This window comes from Vibrio sp. Vf1514, from assembly GCF_052076135.1.
Classification (GTDB): domain Bacteria; phylum Pseudomonadota; class Gammaproteobacteria; order Enterobacterales; family Vibrionaceae; genus Vibrio; species Vibrio furnissii.
The window spans coordinates 1,321,524-1,346,047 of the sequence record NZ_CP197267.1; the positions used below are offsets into that span (position 1 = coordinate 1,321,524).

General features: G+C 50.9%; 26 protein-coding genes. 10 read left to right on the forward strand and 16 right to left on the reverse strand.

Annotation, left to right across the window (positions count from 1 at the left end):
- Window positions 1-55: 55 nt before the first annotated feature.
- The gene (locus ACS18Q_RS06140; protein ID WP_441257540.1) at window positions 56-2,761 is read left to right on the forward strand and encodes a bifunctional diguanylate cyclase/phosphodiesterase; all 2,706 of its coding nucleotides are present in this window, start codon (window positions 56-58) and stop codon (window positions 2,759-2,761) included.
- 117 nt (window positions 2,762-2,878) lie between these two features.
- Here the strand turns inward: ACS18Q_RS06140 and cdd are convergent, their stop codons facing one another.
- The 6 genes from cdd to ACS18Q_RS06170 all read right to left on the reverse strand — a co-directional run bounded on the left by cdd (window position 2,879) and on the right by ACS18Q_RS06170 (window position 8,916).
- A complete protein-coding gene (gene cdd, locus ACS18Q_RS06145) occupies window positions 2,879-3,766 on the reverse strand; it encodes a cytidine deaminase (protein ID WP_004726199.1) in 888 nt (295 codons plus the stop codon).
- 208 nt (window positions 3,767-3,974) lie between these two features.
- Entirely contained in the window at window positions 3,975-4,655 is a 681-nt protein-coding gene (locus tag ACS18Q_RS06150) for an LrgB family protein (protein ID WP_014205225.1), read from the reverse strand.
- Window positions 4,646-5,020, reverse strand: coding sequence for a CidA/LrgA family protein (locus ACS18Q_RS06155; protein WP_004726196.1), 375 nt, complete (start codon window positions 5,018-5,020; stop codon window positions 4,646-4,648). The genes ACS18Q_RS06150 and ACS18Q_RS06155 overlap by 10 nt, the downstream gene beginning before the upstream one ends.
- A 40-nt stretch (window positions 5,021-5,060) precedes the next feature.
- A complete protein-coding gene (sbcB, locus tag ACS18Q_RS06160; RefSeq protein ID WP_394624474.1) occupies window positions 5,061-6,482 on the reverse strand; it encodes an exodeoxyribonuclease I in 1,422 nt (473 codons plus the stop codon).
- Between the two features lie 163 nt (window positions 6,483-6,645).
- On the reverse strand, window positions 6,646-8,031 hold the full coding sequence (locus ACS18Q_RS06165) for an L-cystine transporter (RefSeq protein ID WP_143679099.1): 1,386 nt from the start codon (window positions 8,029-8,031) through the stop codon (window positions 6,646-6,648).
- A 201-nt stretch (window positions 8,032-8,232) separates the two neighbouring features.
- Window positions 8,233-8,916, reverse strand: coding sequence for an NAD(P)H-binding protein (locus ACS18Q_RS06170; RefSeq protein ID WP_441257541.1), 684 nt, complete (start codon window positions 8,914-8,916; stop codon window positions 8,233-8,235).
- 415 nt (window positions 8,917-9,331) lie between these two features.
- Here ACS18Q_RS06170 and ACS18Q_RS06175 point away from each other — a divergent pair, with 415 nt between their 5' ends.
- From ACS18Q_RS06175 to btuD, 8 genes are all read left to right on the forward strand, one after another.
- Complete coding sequence (locus tag ACS18Q_RS06175; RefSeq protein ID WP_206982140.1) at window positions 9,332-9,943, forward strand: flavin reductase family protein; 612 nt, start codon at window positions 9,332-9,334, stop codon at window positions 9,941-9,943.
- A 13-nt stretch (window positions 9,944-9,956) separates the two neighbouring features.
- A complete protein-coding gene (gene cobT, locus ACS18Q_RS06180) occupies window positions 9,957-10,985 on the forward strand; it encodes a nicotinate-nucleotide--dimethylbenzimidazole phosphoribosyltransferase (protein WP_055466755.1) in 1,029 nt (342 codons plus the stop codon).
- Window positions 10,985-11,788 (forward strand): adenosylcobinamide-GDP ribazoletransferase, encoded by an 804-nt coding sequence (locus ACS18Q_RS06185; protein ID WP_441257542.1) that lies wholly within the window; start codon window positions 10,985-10,987, stop codon window positions 11,786-11,788. Before cobT ends, ACS18Q_RS06185 begins: the two co-directional genes overlap by 1 nt.
- Window positions 11,785-12,327, forward strand: coding sequence for a bifunctional adenosylcobinamide kinase/adenosylcobinamide-phosphate guanylyltransferase (gene cobU, locus ACS18Q_RS06190; protein ID WP_232658677.1), 543 nt, complete (start codon window positions 11,785-11,787; stop codon window positions 12,325-12,327). Before ACS18Q_RS06185 ends, cobU begins: the two co-directional genes overlap by 4 nt.
- Before the next feature lie 68 nt (window positions 12,328-12,395).
- A complete protein-coding gene (locus ACS18Q_RS06195; RefSeq protein WP_412498451.1) occupies window positions 12,396-13,010 on the forward strand; it encodes a histidine phosphatase family protein in 615 nt (204 codons plus the stop codon).
- Between the two features lie 225 nt (window positions 13,011-13,235).
- Entirely contained in the window at window positions 13,236-14,264 is a 1,029-nt protein-coding gene (locus ACS18Q_RS06200; RefSeq protein ID WP_014205212.1) for a succinylglutamate desuccinylase, read from the forward strand.
- A gap of 111 nt (window positions 14,265-14,375) precedes the next feature.
- Window positions 14,376-15,371, forward strand: a complete 996-nt coding sequence (gene btuC / locus ACS18Q_RS06205; RefSeq protein ID WP_055466751.1) for a vitamin B12 ABC transporter permease BtuC — start codon at window positions 14,376-14,378, stop codon at window positions 15,369-15,371.
- On the forward strand, window positions 15,358-16,113 hold the full coding sequence (btuD, locus tag ACS18Q_RS06210) for a vitamin B12 ABC transporter ATP-binding protein BtuD (protein ID WP_055466750.1): 756 nt from the start codon (window positions 15,358-15,360) through the stop codon (window positions 16,111-16,113). Before btuC ends, btuD begins: the two co-directional genes overlap by 14 nt.
- A gap of 273 nt (window positions 16,114-16,386) precedes the next feature.
- Here btuD and ACS18Q_RS06215 read toward each other — a convergent pair whose 3' ends face one another.
- From ACS18Q_RS06215 to ACS18Q_RS06235, 5 genes are read right to left on the reverse strand one after another with little or no spacing between them, the layout of a single operon-like run.
- Complete coding sequence (locus tag ACS18Q_RS06215) at window positions 16,387-18,447, reverse strand: heavy metal translocating P-type ATPase (protein WP_143679091.1); 2,061 nt, start codon at window positions 18,445-18,447, stop codon at window positions 16,387-16,389.
- Window positions 18,444-18,770, reverse strand: a complete 327-nt coding sequence (locus ACS18Q_RS06220) for a YtxH domain-containing protein (RefSeq protein WP_014205208.1) — start codon at window positions 18,768-18,770, stop codon at window positions 18,444-18,446. Before ACS18Q_RS06220 ends, ACS18Q_RS06215 begins: the two co-directional genes overlap by 4 nt.
- The gene (locus ACS18Q_RS06225; RefSeq protein ID WP_004726182.1) at window positions 18,760-19,065 is read right to left on the reverse strand and encodes a magnetosome protein MamC; all 306 of its coding nucleotides are present in this window, start codon (window positions 19,063-19,065) and stop codon (window positions 18,760-18,762) included. Before ACS18Q_RS06225 ends, ACS18Q_RS06220 begins: the two co-directional genes overlap by 11 nt.
- A complete protein-coding gene (locus ACS18Q_RS06230; RefSeq protein WP_441257543.1) occupies window positions 19,058-19,807 on the reverse strand; it encodes a YtxH domain-containing protein in 750 nt (249 codons plus the stop codon). Before ACS18Q_RS06230 ends, ACS18Q_RS06225 begins: the two co-directional genes overlap by 8 nt.
- Window positions 19,804-20,136: an HMA2 domain-containing protein gene (locus ACS18Q_RS06235; RefSeq protein ID WP_172475405.1), complete on the reverse strand. Its 333-nt coding sequence runs from the start codon at window positions 20,134-20,136 to the stop codon at window positions 19,804-19,806. The genes ACS18Q_RS06230 and ACS18Q_RS06235 overlap by 4 nt, the downstream gene beginning before the upstream one ends.
- 140 nt (window positions 20,137-20,276) lie before the next feature.
- On the opposite strand from ACS18Q_RS06235, the gene ACS18Q_RS06240 reads away from it, so the two are divergent.
- Entirely contained in the window at window positions 20,277-20,639 is a 363-nt protein-coding gene (locus ACS18Q_RS06240) for an HMA2 domain-containing protein (RefSeq protein WP_014205206.1), read from the forward strand.
- Between the two features lie 80 nt (window positions 20,640-20,719).
- On the opposite strand, the gene ACS18Q_RS06245 is transcribed toward ACS18Q_RS06240, so the two are convergent.
- The 5 genes from ACS18Q_RS06245 to ACS18Q_RS06265 form a co-directional block, all read right to left on the reverse strand.
- Window positions 20,720-21,172, reverse strand: a complete 453-nt coding sequence (locus tag ACS18Q_RS06245) for a hypothetical protein (RefSeq protein WP_441257544.1) — start codon at window positions 21,170-21,172, stop codon at window positions 20,720-20,722.
- Between the two features lie 357 nt (window positions 21,173-21,529).
- Window positions 21,530-21,760 (reverse strand): PAS factor family protein, encoded by a 231-nt coding sequence (locus ACS18Q_RS06250; RefSeq protein ID WP_004726165.1) that lies wholly within the window; start codon window positions 21,758-21,760, stop codon window positions 21,530-21,532.
- 166 nt (window positions 21,761-21,926) lie between these two features.
- On the reverse strand, window positions 21,927-22,172 hold the full coding sequence (locus ACS18Q_RS06255) for a hypothetical protein (protein ID WP_441257545.1): 246 nt from the start codon (window positions 22,170-22,172) through the stop codon (window positions 21,927-21,929).
- A gap of 74 nt (window positions 22,173-22,246) precedes the next feature.
- A complete protein-coding gene (locus tag ACS18Q_RS06260) occupies window positions 22,247-23,266 on the reverse strand; it encodes a LacI family DNA-binding transcriptional regulator (protein ID WP_158165197.1) in 1,020 nt (339 codons plus the stop codon).
- 65 nt (window positions 23,267-23,331) lie between these two features.
- A complete protein-coding gene (locus ACS18Q_RS06265) occupies window positions 23,332-24,435 on the reverse strand; it encodes an ABC transporter ATP-binding protein (protein ID WP_004726163.1) in 1,104 nt (367 codons plus the stop codon).
- Window positions 24,436-24,524: the final 89 nt, after the last annotated feature.

Genomic DNA, 24,524 nt, shown 5'->3' on the forward strand with positions numbered 1-24,524 from the left:
TTAGAATTTTAGCCATTACTAACATTTAGCCATTGCTAACATTCAGAGGACTGAGATGTCTCGCTTTCGCTTAGTCAAACTGCACACGAAAACGGTGCTGCTGTTCTCATTGGGTATCATGGCCGTCCTATTGAGCTGCCTATTTGTCACCCGTTACTTTTTCCTGTTTAGTCTCAATGAACTTGAAGATATGGAGATTCACCGCGCCAGCGACCAAGCGCAGGCGGTGATTCAGTCGTTGGTGAGTCGTCAAGAAAAGAACTCGTATGATTGGGCTTACTGGGACGAAACCTACCGTCTGCTGATTGATGACAATCCCGAGTATATTGATCGAAATTTATCGCAGGAATCGCTCGATGCGTTGACCATCGATCTGATGGTCTTTATGCGGCCCGACTACACATCCGTGGCCACATTGCGTCGCAGCGACGATGAGCACGTCGATGTACCCGTTCTGCTTGCCACATCAAGTTTGCATGCGTTTCTGCAGCATATGTCGACACGCTTAGACAGCCAAAAACGCAGCGAAGCGGGGCTGGTCAAAGTGAACCAACAAGTCTGGATCATCACCATCACCCCCGTTCGTGACAGCAATGGCGAATCTGAGACCGTGGGCTGGATGCTCTGGGGACAACTACTCACGCGTTCTTTCCCCGCGTTGTATCAAGAATTATTGATGGCACAGAGCCAACTGCTGACCGATCCCAACGTCATCTCTGGCGTGCACGAAGCCTTTGGGGTTGACGACAACCCCCATTCGATACTTAGAACCGATGACGAATTGGTTCACTACGCGTCGATTCGAGATTTGAGTGGCAGCGAAGTGGCGATCCTCAAAACGTGGGAGCCGCGCTTGTACTACCAGAAAGGTGAATATGTTTTTTTCTATATGATCCTCAGCCTATTGGTAGTGACATCGTTGATTTCGGCGGTCGTGTATTGGTTGTTTAAAGACAAAGTGGGCAAACGCTTCACCCATTTTGAACAGAATATCGAGGCGCTGCTCGGCAGCGTGCCGTTGCAATCGGACGTACGCCAAGATGAGTTTGAACGCATAACTCAGTTGGTGGAGTCGCTGGCGCGTTCGTCCAATCAAGCGCAAGATCAGTTGAAGGCGACGTTGCAAAAGTTTGAAGCGCTTTATCATGGCCAGTCGGTGGGCATGATTTTGCTGAATGAAAAAGTCATAGTGGATGTCAATCCGGCCACATTGGAGTTGCTCGGCTACTCACGTGAAACCTTGATTGGCAAAACGCTGGAGGCGATTTGCGGCACCAGCAATGCTGACTGCGCAGTGGAGCAGTTTTTCGCGATGCTCGACAAGGGGCAAAACAAATTCGAAGCCATGATGCTGCGATCTGATATGACAGAAATTGCCTGCTCGATAGAAGCCACGATTCTGCAAGATGGCGATACGTCTTCGGTGATGTTGGCGGTGCAAGATATCAGTGAGCAAAAGCAGCAGGCGGAATTGATTCAAACGCTGACGCAATACGATCCAATTTCCGGCTTACTCAATCGTCCCACACTCATTCATTGTGTTCGCCGCCTGTTTCGTCATCAGTCCGAAGGGCTTGAATTTTCAGTCATCTACTTTAACGCGACCCGGCTCAAAGAGATTGATGAAGTGTATGGTCATGAACTCTACGATGCGTGCGTGCGCCACATCGCCGACAGTTTGAAGCGTTATTTTAGCCGCGAAGATGTAGGGCGGATCAGTGAACATGAGTTTATCGTCTGCTGCACTGGCCCGCTGAATCGCGTGGAGTCGATGGGCAGCCACATTCTGTCAGCGTATCGCGCGAAGATCAGTTTGGCGGAGATGGAGCTCGACCTTGGGCTCAAAGGGGCGTTGCTGCCGTCTTCCATCGATTTCGAGAACTTTGAAAATATCGTCCATTGTGGTTACTACACCGTCATGAATCGCTCGTTGTCGGTGGCACATTCGCTGAACGTCGTGACGCCAGAACAGTTTGAGCAAACCCAAGAAGTGCAGATCCTTAATCGCGACATCGTGGCTGCACTGAAAAATCGCGAAATCATTGCTCATTATCAACCGATTGTGAAAGCCGCATCCGGCCAGTTAGTTGGCTTTGAAGCCTTGGCGCGCTGGAAACATTCGCAATTTGGAATGGTGTCGCCTGCCGTGTTTGTGCCACTGGCCGAACAGCGAAAACTGATAGTGGAACTCGGCGAGCAAATTCTTGACCAAGCGTGTGCATTTTTGCAAACGTTTCAACAAGCGCAAGGCCACAACAAACAGATGGTGAGCATTCACGTCAACATCTCCAGCCCGCATTTTTATCACAGCAGTTTGGTTGATACGCTGCGCAACGTGATCGCGCAGTATCAACTTGAAGCCGGGCAATTGGTACTAGAGCTGACGGAAAGCATTCTGATGGGGGTTGAAGAAGAGACGCAGCAGCGCATGGATGCCATTAAAGCGCTTGGCGTTCAATTGGCGCTGGATGATTTTGGTACGGGTTACTCATCGTTCAGTTCGTTGTGTAATTTTCCACTGGATATTGTCAAACTGGACAAGTCGTACATCGATGGTTTAGACACCAATGAGAAAGCCAAATCGCTGATTCGCAATATCATCAACATGTCACAAGAACTCGGCTTAACCACGGTGGCCGAAGGGGTTGAGAACGCGTCACAGCTGAGAAAGCTCAACGTGTGGAACGTGGATGAAATTCAAGGCTATTACTTCTACAAACCGATGGATGCAGCGCTGGCGCTGGAAACGTTTCGTCATTGAAAGAGGGAACGTTGATGGGAAATGGCGAAGAAACGTCGGCAAAAAGGTAAGAGCGAAAAGAAAAAGCCAGACTGCGTCTGGCTTTTTCGTGGATATCATTCTTTGGGGCACCGAGCGTTACAGTGACAGATACGACAGTGGAATGTCCGGATTAATGGCTTCCAGTGTGGATTGGGTATCGGCCAAGTGACTGATGCTGCCTTCGGCCATTTCAGCCAGCGCGGCACTTTCGATGGTGTCGAATGTTTCACCCGCCATGCGCAATTGAATCAAGGCCACTTGCAATGGGGGCAAGCTTGGGTTGAACGCCGCATTTTCTGCGTACGCACCCAGATATTGCTGACCGCTGGTGGTTTGCAGCGCTACGCCGCTCAGGTTGGCGGTGTATGGCGCGTGGCTGCGGTTCAGGGCAACTAGTGCTTGCTGCACCAATGGTTCTTCATCGTCGCTGGTTTTGCCATGATTGACGTTGGCCATCAGCGCCGATTCAATGCCTAAATCTGCTGGGCCAAACGATTCTGGCAAGTAGTATTGCAACGACTTTTCTTCACGTTGTGGCAGTTGAATTGACAGCGTTTTCGATGTGTTCAATTCATTCATGAACTGACGGCAGTGACCACATGGGCTGTAGTTGACGGTAATGTCCGCCAAACCTTCTTCGCCCTTCATCCAAGCATGGCTGATGGCCGCTTGTTCAGCGTGAATAGTTTGACCCAGTTGCACCCCAGAAAACTCCATGTTGCCGCCGAAGTAGAGGCGACCCGACAGGCCACGCACGATGGCGCCGACATAAAACTTGGAGATAGGCACATAGGCGTAGGCCGCTGCCAAAGGAAGCAAAGTCACACGCAGATCAGCATCACTCATTTCCGAAATGGAAAGCAGTTGGTTGAACTGGTCGGGAGAAAGGGTAGCGTCAAAATCATCAGCCAAGGTGATCGGAGTCAGAAACTCTGCGATTGGCTTCGGCATGCCCGCTAGCGCCTGTTCAATACGGCTTTTCATAAAGAATCCTTAATAATGTATTGAACTTCATTTTAGGCAACCGATGCAGCTTTACTGAGATTTTTGTCACATAAATGAATGTAACGACATTTCAGTTTTCATAATTAGAGTGATATCACACATGTCATCGATTGCACAAGGCGAAAGAGTGAAGTCCGTCGATGATCGCGTCACGATCATCGACAGAGGCCACAAAGTTTCCATGAGTTTAGAGGGCGGAGAGCCAGATCGCGAATCCAAATAGGCTTGGTGCGAGAATCGAGGTGATGACGCCGCACAGCACCAACGCCAGAGAACTGAAGGCCGCATCGCGCGGGTCTCTTTCTGCGCAACTGGCGGTGCCCAATGCGTGGGACACGGTGCCCATCGTCAGGCCGCGAGCGATCGGGTGTGTCACGTTGAGCACTTTGTAAATGGGGTAGGCGAGAATCGCGCCAAACAGACCAACCATGAGTACCAGAATGGCGGCCACCGCTGGCTCACCGCCAAGGTTACTGGCGACTTCCATGGCAATCGGTGTGGTGACGGATTTGCCCATCAAGGCGGCGATCAAGCTGATTTCGGCTTTCATGCTCACCGCGATCAAGCTGGCGGTCAACATCGACATCACACTGCCCACGCCACAGGCCAGCATCACCAAACGCCAGTTGGCACGGATCTGAGGCAGTTGCTCATACAGCGGATAGGCGAGCGCCACCACGGCGGGTTGCAGCAAGTCGCTCAACCATTTGTTGTCGGCATAGTAGGTTTCAAACGGCACCTTCAGGTACATCAGCACCGGAATGATGATCGCGATACAAATCAGCAAAGGATTCAAGAACGGTGAATTGCCTTTCTTCGCCACCCAACGAGCGAAGAAGAAGACGATGAGGGTGACAATCAACCACATGATTTCTTACCTCGCTTGAGAAAACGATCCAAGCAGACACCAAGCGTGACGATCACCAAAGTGGTGCCGCCAATGGCGCTGGCAATGATGGTCCATGCGTTGGCGACCAACATATCAAAATGTGCCATCAAGCCCACACTGACCGGCACAAACAGCAGCACCATGTAGCGAATGAACAGATTGGCTCCGGGTTTGACCCATTCCACGGGAACGAGGCCACTTGCCAACAAGGAGAACAGAATCAGCATGCCGATGATGCTGCCGGGAACGGACACGCCGAGCCAGCTTTGCAGGTTCACACCGGCCAGTAGGCACAGGAAGATCAACCCGATTGAGACCACATATTGTGCGATGGTTTTTACCATGAGAATGTCAGCCGTAATTGCAATCAAATAAACTCAGAAACTAAGAGGCTAGCTTCTCTACGTATTGGTAAACGGATTTGAGAATCGCGATTTTCTTTTCATCACTTTCATGTTCATGCACCAGATTTTCCAGGTTCAGCATGTAATCGGGCAGATGCGTTTCGTAGTAATCGCGACAATGGTTCGCCCAGCGGCGTTGCTCTTCGTCGTCGAGCGTCCACGGGAAGTTGCGCGCGCGGTAACGAAACAGCAGAGGTTCAATGCGTTTGTCGCTGAACGTGATATCCAACTCGCCGAGCAGTTCAGGATTCGTGGAACGAATAATTTCCATCGCAGCTTTATCTGCAGGGGAGAAGAACCCGTCATAGAGCTGCGTATCCACATCGTTCGAGGCTTCAAATTCGCGCTCAATACTAAACAGCGCCGCCAGTTTTTCGCGAATATCGGGAGACTGACGAATGCGTGCCAAGTTGGCCAAGCACAGTTCGCGGTCGATGCCGATGGTGGCGGCATTTTCGGCGGTGAGCGTTTTCGCCGGGGCTAGAATCGGACACTTGTTGAGATGAACCAGCTTGACGGGCACAGGCAATTCATCCGGCGCTAAATCGTCATGACGAGTGTATAAACGCGCGTGCAGTGATTCCACATCCAAATCGAGCAGCGGCTGCGGGTTTTTGGCTAAATCCACCACAATGACCGCGTTTTGGTTGGTCGGGTGCCAAGCAATCGGCACAATCCAACTGGTGTATTGGCATTCACGGCCCAGCATGCCAGAGACATGCATCAGCGGCGTCATGTTGACAATATCAATCAGTTCATTGAGCTTGCGTTTATGACGCATCGAGAAGAAATACTCAAACAGCTTGGGTTGCGCGGCTTTGACTTTTTTCGCCAGTTCAATCGTCGCAATCACATCCGCCATCGCATCGTGCGCATTTTCGTGCTCAATGCCGTTGGCTTTTGACAAATGCTCCAGTTTGAAGCTGGTAAACCCTTCGTCGTTTTCTGGCCACACCACACCTTCCGGGCGCAATGCGTGACATGCACGCATCACATCCAGTAAATCCCAGCGGGAGTTGCCGTTTTGCCAGCTCCAAGCATACGGATCAAGGAAGTTGCGATAACAGGTATAGCGGGTGACTTCATCGTCGAAACGAATGCTGTTGTACCCAAGGCTTGTGGTGTTTGGTGTCGATAACTCGGCGTGAATTTTGGCGATGAATTCGGGCTCAGGCAGCCCTTGAGCCATCGCTTTTTGCGGAATGATGCCAGTAATCAGCGCGGCTTCTGGCGCCGGCAGGTAATCCGATGGCAATTGGCAATAAATCACCAACGGCTCACCGATGATATTGAACTCCATGTCTGTGCGTACACCAGCAAACTGACTCGGACGGTCTTTGGCCGGGCTGGTGCCCCACGTCTCATAGTCAAAGAAAAAATAAGTGGGCTGCTGTTGCTGCATGTTTGTTTACCAAGTCGCTGATTTAAAAATTATTGAACGGTTATTAGAACATTCCGCACTGGACATGGCAATCTCGAAACCCAGCGGCAGGCTATGTTCGGTCAGTGATGCAACAAAAAAGCCGACGTTTAAGCGTCGGCTTTGGATGATTCATGATGGCGGCTTAGGCCGTTGCTTCTTGCGCGGCTTCTGCGTCTGCTGAATTCTCGGCAGTTTGGTTCAAAATGCGGCTGGTAATGGTGCCTGCGGTCATTGAACCGGACACGTTGAGCGCGGTACGTGCCATATCAATCAACGGCTCGATCGAGATGAGCAGCGCAGCAATCGTGACCGGTAGGCCCATGGCTGGCAGCACAATCAGAGCTGCGAAAGTAGCGCCACCACCGACACCTGCGATACCAAATGAGCTGATCGCGATGATGGCAATCAGTGACAGAATGAACTGAATGTCCAGCGGGTTGATGCCCATGGTGGGTGCAACCATCACAGCCAGCATAGCAGGGTAGATGCCTGCACAACCGTTCTGACCAATCGTTGCACCAAAGGATGCTGACAGGTTTGCGATCGCTGGTGACACGTTCAGTTTGGTGATTTGCGCTTCCACATTCAGTGGAATGGTTGCCGCTGAGCTACGCGAGGTGAACGCGAACGTCAGTACAGGCCAAACTTTCTGGAAGTAAGTTTTTGGATTCACGCCCACAAATGACACCAGTACGCCGTGAACGACAAACATCAAGGCGATGGCGATGTACGACGCCACGATAAAGCCCAGCAGGTTCAGGATGTCAGCAGCGCTTGAGGTTGCGACCACTTTTGCCATCAGTGCAGCGATACCGTAAGGCGTCAGCGCCATGATCATTTTCACCAAACGCATGACGATCGATTGAATCGCGTCAACAAACGTGCGGATAGGTGCTTCTAGTTGCTCTTTTTCAATCATCACTTTGCGAGCAGCAATGCCAACGAGCACGCCGAAGATCACCACGGCGATGATTGATGTTGAACGTGAACCGGTCAAATCTGCAAATGGGTTGGTAGGAATAAAGCTCAGCAGCATTTGCGGAATGGTCAGGTCAGCGACGGTGGACGCGCGGCTTTGCAGCACCGCAATGCGAGCGGTTTCACGCGCGCCTTCCGTCAGGCCCGCAGACGTTAGGCCAAACGCTTGGGTGACCAGAATACCGATCAGCGCTGCAATGGCGGTGGTCAACAGCAAAATGGCAATCGTTAGGCCGGAAATTTTACCCAGTGACCCGTTTTTATCCAGCTTCACCACGGCAGAAATCATCGACACCAAGACCAACGGCATGATGACCATTTTCAGCAGGCCAACGTAACCATTGCCGACAATCGCGACCCAAGATAGGGTTTCACCGATGACATAGCTGCCTTCGCCAAAGATGAGCTGAAGTGCTAAACCGAACGCACTGCCCAGCACTAAACCGAGTAACACGAGACGAGAAAGGGTGTAGGCTTTTTTCTGTTGTCCAAATAAGAAGAACAGAATGCCGACAAATACCGCAATCGATGCGATAGCTGCAACTGACATAATTGAGAATCCTTAAAACGGGTGGATATCGACTTGGCGGGAAACCGTCCGCGATATCGAAAAAGTAGGAATATATCTAGGGAGCACCATAACGTTTCATATGCTGAATAGAAAATATAAAAACAGCATTATTTAGAACGAAACGTTATGAATGCAGGGTGTTGTACAAATTATTGTCGAATCGATGGTGAAATATTCGTTTCAGCGATAATTCTTCAGCAGGCGCTGCATGTCGGTGGTGTGCAGAACGGATACGGCCGGAGCGCGGCGATCAAACACATTGTAGAGCAGCGCTTGGGCGACCGCTTCGGCGCGAATCGGGATCAGGTTTTTCAGTGTGCCCCACAGCAGGTATTGGCCGATTTTCATCACGCGTTGCAACCAAATTTCATCGGATCTGACGACCTGCCGTTCACCCACCAACGGGCCGGGGCGAACAAACGTGACGTGTTCAAAGCCCATTTGGCGAATGGCTTCTTCCATCTTGCCCTTGCAGCGTAGGTAATGAGATCGCGAGCGTGGGTGCGCGCCATAGCTCGACACCACCGCCAAACGTTTTACACCGATGGTTTTCATGGTTTGAGCAACCTGGCAAACCAAGTGGTAATCGACCGCTTCTAATCCGGCTTGAGAACCTGCTTGTTTGCGTGTTGTGCCCAGCGCAATCACGCCATAATTGGGCGCAATGTGCTGCTCATCCCACTGCTTGATGCCTAGTTCGCTATCGCATATTGCGGTGAGTTTTTCATGGCTCGCCAAGGGTTTTCGCGTGAGCGCGTACACGCCATCAATCGCAGGCGTTGCCAATAACTGGTGGAGTGCACATGAACCGACAAGGCCGCTGGCACCGGCGATGATCACGTGGGTAGAGGAGGAAGTTGTCATGCTATTCTTTCGCTATCGTCTTATTCGCTATCATCTTATTCATTATCGTCGTAAAAAGACCCCGCGAAGCGAGGTCTTGTTCGGTGAATGATACATCAGGTGAGCGACAATGGGATTTGATTGTGCTTTTTGTTTCCCGACGATTTTGCCGGTTTCTGTTTTTGCGATCGTTGATTAGCAAACATAACGTCTCCTTTGCTGTGAGTTATCGCGGACGACAGTGCAGCCCTGCATCATCTGTACCAAAAGTATAGTGTATAAATTGATCAATGGCTTACCTGCACTTGCCAATCTATTGAGCGTCGTTTCGGCAAATGCACGCAACGCAGCGGCAAAGTTTGGTATCCAAGATTGTTTGCGGGTAGACTGCAAAACGAATTCACGTTCCTCTCATTGCCAGCTTACGGACTAGCTCATGTATATTGATTTCAGCCAGTGGGATCCTTCGGCGATCTACCATCTGATGACACAAACGGTCGTTCCTCGTCCCATCGCTTGGGTGTTGACCGAATCGGCCGACCAAAACTTCAATCTTGCCCCTTTTTCTTACTTTACCGCGGTGTCGAGTCATCCGCCGCTGCTGATGATTTCGATTGGCAAAAAGCCGTCTGGCGAGGTGAAAGACACCGCACGCAACGCCAAAGCAAGAGGCCAATTGGTGATTCACATTGCGGATGTCGGCCTCGCGGAAGCCGTCACTCAAACGGCTGCGACACTTGACCACGGTGAATCGGAAGTGACGGCGAACGGGATTGAACTGAGTGATTTCGACGGTTTTCCGCTTCCGCGCGTCAAAGCATGTCCGGTGGCATTTGGCTGCACACTTTATGAAATGCAGGAGATAGGCGCGACCCCACAAACGCTGCTGTTTGCTAAGGTCGAACAGGTGTATCTCGATGACCGCATCCTCAACGTGCAGGACGATCGCCTGACCGTGGATGCGTTGACGCTGGACCCGCTGTCTCGTCTTGGCGGCGGCGAATACGCCACGCTCGAAAAAACTTTTACCATTCAACGCCCACACTAATCAGGACATTTTCATGTTAGACCGTTCATTCCACGATGCCATCACGCAGCGTATCGACCAAAAAACCAAGCCGCTTGGTGCTTTAGGACAACTGGAGCAGGTGGCTTATCAATTGGCCTTGATTCAAAGCCAAGGCCAAAGCAGCGCCGTCACGCACATTGCGATAGAGCAACCAACGGTGTTGGTGTTTGCGGGCGATCATGGCATCGCCGATGAAGGCGTCAGCATTGCGCCGAGTGCGGTGACGCAGCAAATGGTGCTCAATTTCCTCGCTGGTGGTGCCGCCATCAACTGTTTTTGTCGTGCCAACCAAGTGGCGATGAAAGTAGTGGATACCGGTATTCTGCTGCCCATCGACGCGCAACATCCGGACTTCGTGGTGCAGCGTTTAGGGGAGCGCACCGAAAACTTTGCCCATCAAGCGGCAATGAGCGCTGAGCAGGTCACGCAAGGGCTGGCGCTGGGGCAGGCTCTGACCGAACGCGTCATTGATGGCGGGTCCAATCTGGTGATGTTTGGTGAAATGGGGATTGCCAATACCAGCAGTGCGGCGGCGTTGCTGGCGGCGCTGAGTGGGTTGTCTGCTGAGCAATGTGTGGGGATGGGAACCGGGATTTCTGAGCAGCAGTTTGAGAAAAAACGTCAGTTGGTGGCGCAGGCGGTTGCGCGCTGCGACGGCCTTGATGTGGAAGCTATATTGGCGGAAGTGGGCGGCTTTGAAATCGTCCAAATGGTGGGCGCGTTCTTGGGCGCATCACGCCGTAATACGCCTGTGCTGGTCGATGGTTTTATCGTGACGGTCGCAGCGTATGTGGCCACATTGCTGGAGCCGAAGGCGCGTGATGTCATGATTTTTGCGCATCGCTCACACGAATCGGGTCATCGCGCAGTTCTGGATTTGTTAGACGCTGAGCCGCTGCTGGATTTGGGATTGCGCCTTGGCGAAGGAACCGGCGCGGTCTTGGCCGTCCCGCTACTGCGTGCTGCGGCGGAGTTTTATAACACCATGGCAAGTTTTGCCGAAGCGGGAGTGACGGTGTAATGCCTGCGTCGCTTTTGTATCAATGGCAGCTCTTTTTACTGGCGGTGAGCTTTTTCTCACGCTTGCCGGTACCGGCGTCATTGCCTTATAGCAGTGAACGTATGAATCAAGCGGGCCGTTATTTTGCGCTGGTGGGCGTGTTATTGGGTGGTATTTGCGCGCTGGTGTACGTGCTGCTGAGTCATCTGTTTTCGCCGGCGATCAGCGTTTTTTTGACGATGGTCGTGAGCTTGCTGCTGACTGGAGCGTTTCATGAAGATGGCTTAACGGACATGGCAGATGGCATCGGCGGTGGCATGACCGTCGAGCGTCGCTTGATCATCATGAAAGACAGCCGCATTGGTACGTATGGTGCGTCGGCACTGGTGATGACGCTGCTGGGTAAATTTCTGTTTTTGAGTGCATTGGCGGAGCAGATGTCGCTTGTGAGCGTTTGGCTGTTGGGTTACACCCTAAGCCGCGCAGTCGCAGCTTCACTGATTTATGACATGCCTTATGTCTCTGACCCCGATAGCAGCAAATCCAAGCCGCTGGCGAGTCGTCAAAGCCGCCGTGAACTACTGATCTTATTGGTGACGGGGCTAATTCCTTGTCTTTGGTTCAGCGCCTACGTTTGGGTCGGCGCCATTGCGCTGTGCGTGGTGATTCGCGTTGCGCTCAAACAGTGGCTGATGAAACGCTTGGGCGGTTTTACTGGCGATTGTTTGGGCGGCACGCAACAAATTGTCGAACTGAGTCTCTATTTGTTGCTGCTGGCTTACTTGCACACTGGCATTACGGTTAGCGGAGGGCTGGTGGGATGAGCATTCATTTGATCTTGGGGGGCGCGCGCAGCGGTAAATCGAGTTTTGCGGAACAAAAAGCGAAGCAGTTTGCTGCGCTTGGCGCGAGTCAACGCCATTATGTTGCGACGGCGATTGCGTTTGATGACGAAATGCAGCAACGCATTTTGCATCATCAGGCGCAGCGCGGCGATGCGTGGTGTGAACATGAAGCGCCCATCGCGCTGGCGGAAACCTTGGCTCAATTCACACGTCGCGATGTGGTGTTGGTTGATTGCCTCACGTTGTGGCTCAACAATGTGATTTATAACCATGGCGAAACGCTTGATGCGCAGGCGATTGAAGCACGCGTTACCGCGCTGACAGACGCATTGGTTGAAACGCAAGCCACGGTGCTGCTCGTCTCAAACGAAGTTGGCCTTGGGGTGGTGCCGATGGGGGAAGTGTCGCGTTTGTTTGTTGATCACGCAGGGTGGATGAATCAAGCGATTGCACGACACGCCGACAGCGTGACGCTCATTGCGGCGGGCTTGCCGCTGGCGCTCAAGGGGAATCTATGAATCAAGGGAAGCCGATGACTCAAGAGGAGCCCATGAATCAAGAGCCAGCGATGAGTCAAGAGACAACGATGAAGCGCGTCTTTTTGTTGCGGCACGCCAAAACGCTGGGGCCGGCCGCGCTCAACGGTTCAACCGATATTGCAGTGGCTGATGAAGTGCAAGATGAACTGGCGCAGTTACTCAACTCGCACGGCTTTACGCACATCATCACCTCTCCGCTGCGTCGCTGCGCCGATTTAGCGCACAAACTGCAAGCGCTCAACCCATCGCTGACGGTGGCCATTGAATCCGATTTTCGTGAAATGCACTTTGGCGAGTTCGACGGACAACCCTTTGACGCGTTGGCGCCTCATTGGGCGATGCTTGAAGCATTTTGGCAGTCTCCGGCAGAACAGCCATTGCCCGGCGCAGAACGGTTGGCGGATTGCTATCAGCGCGTCACGCAAGCGTGGCAGCGCAGGTTGCCGTCATGCCCGGACAACACTTTGATCATCACGCATGGCGGCACGATTCGTTTGTTACTGGCGCATGTGCTGCACACCGATTGGCGCAATCCGCGTTGGTATTCGTCGTTGGCCATTGGCAATCAAACGTTAACGCAATTGGACATTTTTCCCGCGCCGACGCCATTTGTGAGTGTGAGGAATATCGGAATTGAACTCAAAGATAAGCCACTGAACTAATTGAATATAGAGTATCTGAAGTGGTTAGTGGTAGAATCCGCCGTTAGTTATCGATTCATCCATCAGTACTTAAACATGATGGTGGGCGCGTGAGTTAAAGGGTGTCGTACGGCAAATATTTCCCTTGTGAGTTGGGTTGGACTGGTCTTGATAAGTGGGATCGTTCCAACATAATTTGGCAGTACAATTCTTTAACATAGCCGCTGTGCAATAAAGGAGTAGCGCATGACGAAGTCCCTCTTTCGCCAATCTTTTCTTTTTGACAGTTTAGATCTCGAGCAATCTGTGACGCGCGGAGAAATACAAACCGCAGCGGGTATCACACTGAAATTGCACGATCGCGGTGTGTTAGAAGTGCTGCCAGCGGCGCAGGACGAATCAACCCGTCATATTGTCATTTCCTGTGGTATTCATGGTGACGAAACGGCGCCGATGGAGTTGGTGGACAAGCTGGTGGATGACATCATTTCTGGCTTCCAACCGGTTCAAGAACGCTTGCTGCTGATCATTGCGCATCCGAAAGCGACCAATCAACATACCCGCTTTATCGATGTGAACCTGAATCGCCTGTTTGATGACAAGCCGCACGATTCGAGTGAAGAGCTGGCGATTGCCGACCGGCTTAAAATTCATGTGCAAGACTTCTATGCAGAAACGCCGATGTTGTCGCGTTGGCATCTGGATCTGCATTGCGCGATTCGCCAATCCAAACATTATTCATTCGCCGTCAGTCCTAAAGCGCGTCACGCTGTGCGCAGCCACGCGCTGATGGATTTTGTTGAAGCAGCACACGTGGAAGCGGTGATGCTGTCCAACGCGCCTTCGAGCACATTTAGTTGGTATAGCGCCGAGCACTTTGGCGCCCAAGCGTTAACGATGGAGCTGGGGCAGGTGGCTCGTCTGGGTGAAAACAACCTCAAACGTCTGGTGGCCTTTGATTTGGCGCTGCACAATCTGGTGGCGCGTAGTGCCTGTGAACACCTGTCGAAAAAAACCATTATGTACCGCGTCAGTCGCACCATTGTGCGTTTGCATGACGATTTTGATTTCCGCTTTGACGACGACGTCGAAAACTTTACTTCGTTTATGCATGGCGAAGTGTTTGGTCACGATGGCGACAAGCCGTTGATGGCGAAAAATGAAGGCGAGGCGATTGTGTTTCCGAATCGACATGTCGCCATTGGTCAGCGCGCAGCGTTGATGGTCTGCACCGTGGATACACGCTACGAAGACGATCAACTGGTCTACGATTAAGGTCTGCGCAACCCCAGTGATGCGGGGCAACTAACACTTTCTATTTGATTGGCTTAACGTTATGGTTAGGCCAATCTTCTTTCTGGCGCCGTTCATTAACCTGAGTACTGCATGGATTTTAGTCAGCTTCTATTACAAAAACAGCGCCGTTGGCAGCGCGCTGCGCTCATCATGTTGGTTTTACTTGGGGTAGCCAGTGCCGCCTATGTGATGGTCGGCGAAATCTTTATCTCGCCTTTCTCACCCCTTTCTCCGCTCGAACAGCAATTGGTGGTCGAACTACGTTTGCCTCGTTTGTTGGCCGCGATTGTGATTGGTGCCGCACTGGCGGTGTCTGGCGCAACGCTGCAAGTCTTGCTTGGGAACGTGCTTGCAGAGCCCGGAATCATTGGCATTTCCGGTGGGGCTAGCGTGGCGATGGTGATTTTGCTGTTTTTCTTTCCAGCCGCTGCAACCCCAGTCGGGTTTATGCTCTCGGCGATTGCCGGATCGCTGGTATTTACGTTGCTGCTGGTTTCAATTGCCAAAGCGATGCACCTGACGACCACGCGCTTGTTGTTGGTGGGAGTGGCGCTGGGGATCTTGTCTGGGTCGGTCGTGACGTGGGCATTCTATTTCAGTGATGATTTGAGCTTGCGCCAACTGATGTATTGGCTGATGGGCAGTATCGGCGGGGCAAGTTGGTATCAACACACGTTGTCGCTTGTCGCCATTCCCGTGATGGTGTGGCTGGTGATGCAAGGCAGAACACTGGATAAATTAATGCTCGGTGAAACCCACGCCAAACAGCTGGGGGTGGATGTGATCGCCCTGCGCTGGAAACTGATCCTCGCGGTGTCGGTGCTGGTAGGTGCGGCTGTGGCACTGGGTGGCGTGATTGGTTTTGTCGGCTTAGTGGTACCGCATTTGCTGCGCTTGGCTCTGGGGACAGAAAACCGCATGTTGCTGCCACTGTCTGCCATTTGTGGCGCACTGCTCTTGGTCTTTGCAGATACCATTGCGCGGCTTGCGTTAGATTCAGCAGAGCTGCCACTGGGGGTGGTGACCACCACGCTCGGCGCGCCTATTTTTATCTGGATGTTGGTAAAGAGCCATGATTCGCATTAACAGCTTGCGTGTCGAATCACGCCTATTGCCATTGTCGTTCACCTGCAAGCCGGGCGAAATCTTGCATGTGGTTGGTCCAAATGGCAGTGGTAAAAGCACCTTACTGGCCGCGCTTTCGGGCGTTTTAGACAGTGAGGGCGACATTCAGATCGGCGACGTGGATGTGCGTACTGCCACGTTGAGTGAGTTGGCGCTGCATCGTGCTTATTTGTCGCAGAGCGAAAAGCCCGCATTCAATCTGGATGTGTTTCAATATCTCGCGTTGTCGTTGCCTGCCTGCGCGGCGGAAAAGGGAGATGAGGTCAATTTGGCCATCCGCCAAATCACCACGCTGCTCAACATTAAAGACAAGCTGCATCGTTCCATCCATCATTTATCGGGCGGCGAATGGCAACGCGTGCGTCTTGCGGGCAGTTGTTTGCAAATTTGGCCATCGCTCAACCCTTACGCCAAACTACTGATTCTCGATGAACCGGCTGCGCCGTTAGATATCGCGCAAGAAGGGCTGTTGTATGCGTTGATTCAGCAGGTGTCCAAGCAGGGCATCACGGTGATCATGGCCAATCACGATCTCAACCGTTCTCTGCGTCATGCCGATCAAGTGTTGTTGCTGAGTCAAGGCATCGTGCACTGCGTCGACACGCCACAAAACGTGCTCACGGAGCAACATCTGGCTCAAGTGTTTGAAACTTCTGTGAAGCGCGTCGAAGTTGAAGGTAAACCTTACCTAATTTTCGACTAATTTTGGTGCATAGAGCACAATTTTGGGTCGGCTACCCCTTTGGAGTCATCACTCTATTTTGCGTTGAAAAATTGTTTCTATTTAAAATCAATAACTTAAATTAATTTCAAAAGTTGGCACGCAAATGGCATTAATAAGATCGATACATTCTCGTTCTTGTTAGGCTTTTTATAGTCTCCTTAGCCACCTTGCTCCCAAGGTGGCCTTTTTTTTTCTAAATCGCCATCGAACGTGTTGTCGAATCAACTGAGTTGTCAACTGAGCGAGCAGCGCTTACTTGTACTTGAGGCGCGCAGAACGGCTGAGAATGGAGAGCGTCGTCCCGTTGTGGAGAAGGGCGCTCATCGTCGGATTGAGCCACCCCAGCGCAGCTGCCAACATGATGCCGCTATTGACGTATTCAGCAATTTTGATGTTGGAGTTAATCACGCTCATCGCAATATTGGCCAGCTCTCGCGCTTCAGCAAGCCCGTAGAGTTGATCGCGCAAGAGCACGACATCGGCGACTTGGCGAGCCAACTCGGTGCCGCGTCCCATCGCAATGCCAACGTCTGCAATGGTCAGTGCGGGCGCATCATTCACACCATCCCCCACAAACATCACGGTACGCCCCTCGGATTGAAGCGCTTCGACGATGGTGGATTTCTCGGCAGGCACGGCTTCGGCAAAGACGCGGTCTAACTTCAACTCATCTGCGAGAATATTGGCCTTATATTGGCTGTCTCCGGTGATCATGATCAGCTCTTTGACCCCAAATTGGCGCAGGGCGTTTAAAGTGTCCCGCGCATCTTCCCGCAGGTGATCGCGCAAGCCAATCATGCCAATCAGTCGGTTTTGATGGGAGATGAACACCAAATGGCGCCCTTGTGCTTCGTAGCTTTCGATCACCGCCTCAAAGGGTGTGAAATCGACCTGCTCGTGCACTTCTAAGAAGTGTCGGCTGCCCATCACCAGTTCGTGGTCATTCATGGTGCTTTTGAGACCATGGGCAATCACGTACTCAACTTCGCCGTGCTCGATATGTGGCAGTTGGTTGTGTTTCGCTGCGTTGACCACCGCTTGAGACAAGGGATGGTTGCTGTGCTCTTCGACAGACGCGGCAATGGCGAGTAAGTCGCGCGCAGAGTTGGTGTCACACAATGGAATCACATCAGTGACTTGCATATCTCCGTGCGTCAGGGTTCCCGTTTTGTCAAAGACGCAGGTATCGACGTTGACGAGTTTCTCTATCGCACTGCCGCCCTTGAACAAGATTCCTTGCTGCGCTGCGCGGTACATGATGGATTTGAATGTGACCGGTGTGCTGAGTTTCAACGCACATGAGTAGTCAACCAAGAACACCGAGGCAACGCGGTTTAAGTCTTGTGTTAAGGCAAATACGGCCGCCCCAATACCCAAGGTGATTTTCACGCGGCGGTTCGCCATGTCTTGCGTGACTTGTTGAATTTCACTCTTTTCACTGAGCGAGTCATAAATCAGCTTGGCAATTTTTGCCGTGGTGGCTTCGCTACCCACTTTGTCGACACGAACCTGAATGGTGCCTTCATGCACACTGGTCCCAGAGTACACGACAGCGCTTTGTTCACGACGCACTGGGACGTTTTCCCCAGTCAACGAAGATTGATTGATCAGCGCCGCACCTTTGACGATGGTGCCGTCGACCGGAATCGAGACGCCGGGAGCGAGCTCAATGATATCGCCAACGGTTAAGGTTGATGAATTGACTTGTGTGCGCTCTGTGCCATCCACTCGCCATACGATCGATTCTTGAGGCCGCATTAAATCAGCCAACAGTTGATCGCTATTTCGGCAAGTTTTTTGTTCCATATATTCGCCTAAGCTGATGAGACTTTGCGTCATCATCGCCGTACGATAATCCCCGCGCCAGGCTGATAGCCCCACGGCAATTGCATCCAACACTTCCACCGAAACCGTTTTGTCTCGGAGATCGTTGATACCTTCAAACAGGGTCGGTGCAATCAAGGTGGCTGTGGACAGCGCGCCCCATTTATTGGGCAATAATGCTGCCGCGATGGTGCCGATGACGTTTAATGCGACATCGCCACGCGTAAATTTGTGTTCGGTCTTTTCTTGTGTCGCTTCGTTCAAGTCAAGTTGGTTTAAACGCGCTTCCACGATGTTTGCTTGCAGCAATTGGGTGTCATATTCCACCACAACCGACTGAGCCGATTCGTTGACGCGCACCGCGCTGATGCCTTGAATAGCCATGAGGCTGGATTCAATCCAAGTCCCCACATCTTGATGATGTCTCAGCGCAGGTGCTTTGAAACGGATCCGGCCAGGGAAATGGTGCTTGACCAGAATCGCGATCATTCTTCGCCTTTACATAAGTTACGGTAGTATTCCAGCTCGGCTTGTGTATCTTCCAAGCGCTCTTTTAGCTCTTCAACTTCACCTCGAACGGCTGACCATGCTTTTTCACCTGTGGTCGCGACACCTTGTTGAAATTTCTTATTGGTCAACAAGTAAGCGACGGCGGCACCGGCTGCCAAGCCCATCATAAAATGGGTTTTGGTGTTTTGCTTTTGGTAGGGTTGTTCTGGTGTCTGTTGCGGTTGCTGTGGATCGGCCGCTGGGTTGGGTTGTTGAGGATAGCCGTAATAAGGGTAACCGTAATAGGGGTTGTTATTGTTCATCTTTAGATTCCGAAACTTGATCCATCAGGTAAAGACCCGCTGCGCCGACGCTGAGAATGGTCAGCAGAGAAAGCGCAGGGCGTCCGGCCATTTGTTCTGCGACATAGGTGGTGACGCCCGCAATGGCCGCCGTTTTTAGCGCTGATTTCGCTGCATTCGCGGCCATATCCTGAGTCTCGATATGGCCCGCTTTGTGCTCTTTCCACTGGCTGGCGATGGTGGCGCTACCCCCTGCAATCGCACCAACGATCATGGCGCGATTGGCAGAACTGAGTTTATTGGCTGAGTTACTCATGTTCTTTGAGCGTGCGTTGGCTGTCGTCACCTTGGGTATCTTCCCCCGGTGCATCCTCGGCGCGCGTCTCGATTTGATGTCGCTTCACGGACTCTTTGAAGCCTTGTTTACCTGCCGCATAGGTGTCTTTGAAAATCTCGCTGCCTGTCGACACATTGTCTTTCACCGCGCTTGCTGTATGCACCGCGCCTTCTTTGACGCTCGAACCGCCAGATTTAAGTAGGTCTCCCGCGCCGGAGACTAAACCCATGAGTTTGCCACGCACGTTCTCATTGCTTAATAGAAGTGCAGCCGCTGCGCCGACCATAGCGCCTTTCCAAAACTCTTTATCGTTCATACCGAAAGTTCCTAATATCTCTTTAAACATACCCGCTTCTTCACCGAGAGCGCCGTCGAGCATCGCTTGTGCCTGCTCGAATAATGGATCGCTTTCTGATGTTTCAGGCGGTTGTGGTGGGTGTTGAGGTTGAGAAGGGGATTGTGTCATGCCCGGATGTGGCCAACTTGGCGGTGGCGGCATCATGTGCGGGGGAAATGGCGTGCCCATCGGTGGCATTTGATAAGGATGACAAAATGCAGGATGGGGGAACGCGGGCATCATGTTCATTTGAGGCGGCATCATCGGGGGCTGCTCGCCGTTTTGAATGCTTGTCATATACGCATTCATCATCTCCTGCTGCATCGCCATCATTGCCCTCACATAGGCTTCGTATGGATTTGCATTGTTCAATGAGTCACTCATGACCGTTCTCCATTTAGGTCTAATTGCTCAGCGATGGCGTAACACGCCTGTTCTGCGACTTGGTCAGACTCCGAAAACAATGCCTCAATGGACTGAGGGTTGATGGTTGCAGCATCGTATTCAATGAGGATACTGCCCGTCACATTGTTCAACTGATAGTGCTTAAACGCTGGAATCGAAGCGATGGCTTGTTCGATGTCGCCAGCACGGAACTTCGCCAGATGCGCCACAATACCAAGCTTGTATTTGAGTCTTACTCTTCCTGGGATATGGTGGCCAATCGATACCCATTTTCTTAGTTTTAAGGCCTGATCAACGTACGATTTCATAAAAAAATTATAAGGTAACTTCTTGTTATCTCAGCGAACAATTCGCAGCGAGGGGCAATTAACTACAAATGCTTTGCGCTAAATCAATTTTGATGCTAACGTTGAAAATAATAATTGTTATCATTTGGATTGGCGTTAATATGAACACTTATATTCATAAAACAAATCAGAGGCTTAGGGTTCGTTCTGACTACATTAAAAATAATCCAAACGAAGTGGGCGAGTTGATTGATCAGTTGAAAGATATTGACGCGATTCGCTCAATTAAACATCAAAAATATGCGGGTTCTGTTGCGATCTGTTTTGATCATGCAGAGCTTGATTGTGAAAGCCTATTAGAAATATTAGAAAGCCATCATTGGACACAAAGTAGTGAGACTCCCTCGTTTATTGAAAAAGCGATGGTGACGGGCACAAAGAGTTTAGTGAAAGGATTAACGGGCATCGCGTTGACGCGCTTAGTGGGGCCGACGATTAGTCGAACCGTGATGAATTTAGCGTGACGTGTGCCAAGCGGACACCAAAAGGCCCAACCGACATCGGTTGGGCCTTTTTTGATCGAGCGGAGCAAGTTTGAATCGTTTTACGCACTGAGACTAAATTTTTTCGCGGCGCACTTACAGATGCCGTTTGAGAGTGCCGGGCAGCGCTTGCATGGCGGGGATTTAAGCGGCAAATGGCCGACTGATTTGATTGCAAAGATGGGGGACGCATCATTCGCCGATTGTTTGATAGCAGACACCTTGCTGCGAGGCGATGCCGATGTCACGCCGCCACTCACGTTGATGCCGCCAAACCAAGAAAGCAGCGGGTTGAGCGGCGCGATGAGTTCATTCGCCGCTTGCATTAGTGCTTGGTTTGCAACCGTTTTGACTTCTTCCGTGAGCCTCGGTTGGTTGCCTGATGTGGCATGTTGCGTCGACGGGCGATGAGCGCCAGGCTGCTTCTCCAATGCGCGGAGTTGTTTTTTGGAACCGCTCAGTTGACCGTTGATGACGGCTTTTTTTAATTTTTTCAGTGCTTTCTTGCTATTCATTGATTCTTTCTGCTCGTTTCCATGCACGTGCCGCTAATGTACCACAGTTGAAAATACTTATCATTCGCTCATTGTGTCTGCAAACGCATCGAGATAAAGCTGGCCGTTATAGAATCAACCCGGACGAGGACGATTGGATGCTCTCCACCCACAGATCCGCACCGCCGACATGAGCATAATGAGCGGTTTTCAAAAGCGGTGTATAACTTGAGTTTGCGCTGGAAGTTTTAACGGGAAGAGGGTTGTCGCTGGAAGCGGGGGATATTCGGTTTCGAACCATTGAGCTTATGACATTGTGAAACGTCAGATACAAAAACGGCCCTGGGGGATTGGGCCGTGAATGAGAGGTGGACTCGATTAGTGCTCTGGTGTTTCCAGGAGTTTAACCGCGCGATCCACAGCGTTATTGATGCCTTCAGGACTCTCAAGTTTTCCTGAGCTAGCAGGACCAAGAGCACATGAATACAGCGCCAGTTGCTTATCAAACGGCAAATCCAATTGCTCGTAAAGATCTTGGCGAATCTGGGCGTGTTGTTCCGGTTCTTGGCTAGCAAGGCTAATCAAAGCTTCGTAGATAAGCGTCTTCATGTTTTTCCCTTTTTATTTTATCGCACGGAGTGCATATGGATTGTAAAGGGTTGCACGATAAAAATCGTCCGCCACAGTCACATAACAAAGACTCAAACAAAAATTAGATAAAAGATAGTTGCATCGAAACCGAAATCGCGAAGTTGAAACAATCTCCATCCATCAATTAACTGGCGGTTAACGCGGTATCCATCAGTGGTTTCAATTGTTTGACACGCACTGCGCCAACCTCCAAAAGCCTGATGTGATGGCGCAGCACGGCGATCATCAGCGGATCAAGTGAGCTGGTGATTGTTCCGCGGATCATAAATAAGAAAGTGTATAAATAAGAGAATGGGAATTCCCGTTTGATAGCGAGAATACTTGAATCATTAAATTTACTTAATAAATCGTTATGGGTGTCAATATTCAACGATTTAATTATATTTCTATTTGAGATGGGAATCGTGATTTCGTATTATCGTGAATACGAAATCACGGTTAAGTTTAATTCATTTTAAAACTATCTCGCCACACGAATTCGTGGTTAAAGAAAATGTTTTTCTTATATTTTCTGCCTTGTGTTTTTTCAATAAACATATCAATGGCCGCTTCGCCCATTTCAAATGGGAATAAGCGCATGGTGGTGAGGCTTGGGCTCATGTGTCGAGCTGATGAGATGTCGTTGGTGCCGATCACTTGAATGTCATCGGGGATCGACAGTTCATGCTCATAAATGGCGCGATAGACGCCGACAGCAACCATATCGGTAGCGGCATACACAACGTCGGGTAATTCGTCGTAGCGCAGCATGTCTTTCATGGCCTGATAACCAGATTCAATGCAGTACTCTTTGCTCACTTTGCAGAATTTTTCCTGATATAACCCCCGTGAACGCGTTACTTCGCGAAAGGCGTGCAAGCGTGCTTCGTTATTGCCAATAAAGGCCGGGCGTTTGCAATCGCTTTTCAAAATGTACGCCATGACGTCTGTCGCCAGTGCCATTCGGTCGATCAGTACGGCATCGGTTTTCAACCCCAACGGATTAGAATCCACGAAAATAAGATTTTTGTTATTGCGATAGAGATACTCGGTTTCACTTGGTGAAAAATGGCCGACCGCAATGACCGCTTCGGCATTTTTCATCAAGGTTAAATTGGCATCCACTTGATGAAGATGCAGCGTTCGCAATGTCACGCCCTTTTCCAAACATCGGTTTTGAATACCGGCTCGAATCGATGTGAAATATGGATCATCGATTTCTTGGGTCGGGGTCAGAAAATTAATCATGAGCACTTCGTGGCTCATGGCGCGGTCGAATGTTTCTGCGGCCACCGGTTTATGGTCGAATTGTTTTTTACTGCGTTTCGGCGATGTATAACCCAAGGCTTCGACGGCTTCGAGTATGGCCTGTTTTTTCTTGTCACTGACAGATAACGTCGGATCGTCATTTAAGAAGCGAGATATAGTAGACGTCGATATGTTAGCGCGTTGTGCGATATCTTTCAGAGTCGCCAAGGTGATCACCTGCTTTATTTGACTGCAAGAGGGAAGACCAAGGAACGCTCCGGCGTTCCTTGGTCAACGATTCTTTAATGCGTAGAGTCTACCGCATTGAATTGAATGGCATTTCCATCCGGTTCAAAAATATGCAAACACGTTACAGACGTGTACAAGGATACCGCTTCGCGTGGCTTAGTTTGTGTGTCACCATGCAGCAAATATTTAAAATCATCCACGCCACCACATTGACCAAATACGTAAGTCATGCCCCCCAATCGTTCAACCACTTCACACTGGAAATCAAGCTGGACGGCATCGGGTTCGGTGGAGAGGTGCTCCGGTCTGACCCCTAAGGTTAATTCAGCGCCGTGTGGTAGGCGGGCGGTGGCAATTGGCAGGGTCAACTGCTGACCCAGCGCCAGTTTGACGGTTAAGCTGATGTCATCTTGCGCCACCACGGTGCAAGGCAAGAAGTTCATTTTAGGAGAGCCAATAAAGCCCGCGACGAATTTGTTTTTCGGACGATGATAGAGATCCATGGGTGACCCCACTTGCTCGACTTGGCCATCACGAAGCACGACAATTTTATCAGCCAACGTCATCGCTTCGACTTGATCGTGTGTGACGTACACCATGGTCGATTTCAGCTCTTGATGAAGTTTGGCAATGTGTAGGCGCATATCGACACGCAGTTCCGCGTCGAGGTTGGACAACGGTTCGTCAAACAGAAACACCTTCGGGTCGCGGACGATCGCGCGGCCAATCGCGACACGCTGGCGCTGGCCACCCGAGAGTTGAGCGGGCTTGCGATCGAGCAAGCTTTCTAACTGTAATGCTTTGCTTACCAGTTGGACTTTTTTCTCACGCTCTTCTTTCGGAACTTTGTTTACTTTCAGTGAATATCCCATGTTTTCCGCCACCGTCATGTGCGGGTAGAGTGCGTAGGATTGAAACACCATGGCGACGCCTCGTTCTGAAGGTGGCGTATCGTTGACGATATTGCCAGCAATAGAAATATCACCACCGCTGATATCTTCCAAGCCAGCGATCATTCTTAGCAACGTAGATTTCCCACAGCCCGATGGGCCGACAAACACCACAAATTCGCCTTCATCAATAGAAAGATTCACATCATGGATGGTTTGGACATTGCCAAAACGTTTAACGACATTGGATAGCAGAATAGAAGACATGTTGAATTCCTTATAATTGGATAAAAATTAAATAAGATGATGTGATCAAATTCGTTTTTATTTAGTAAATTTTATTTTTCACATGTTTG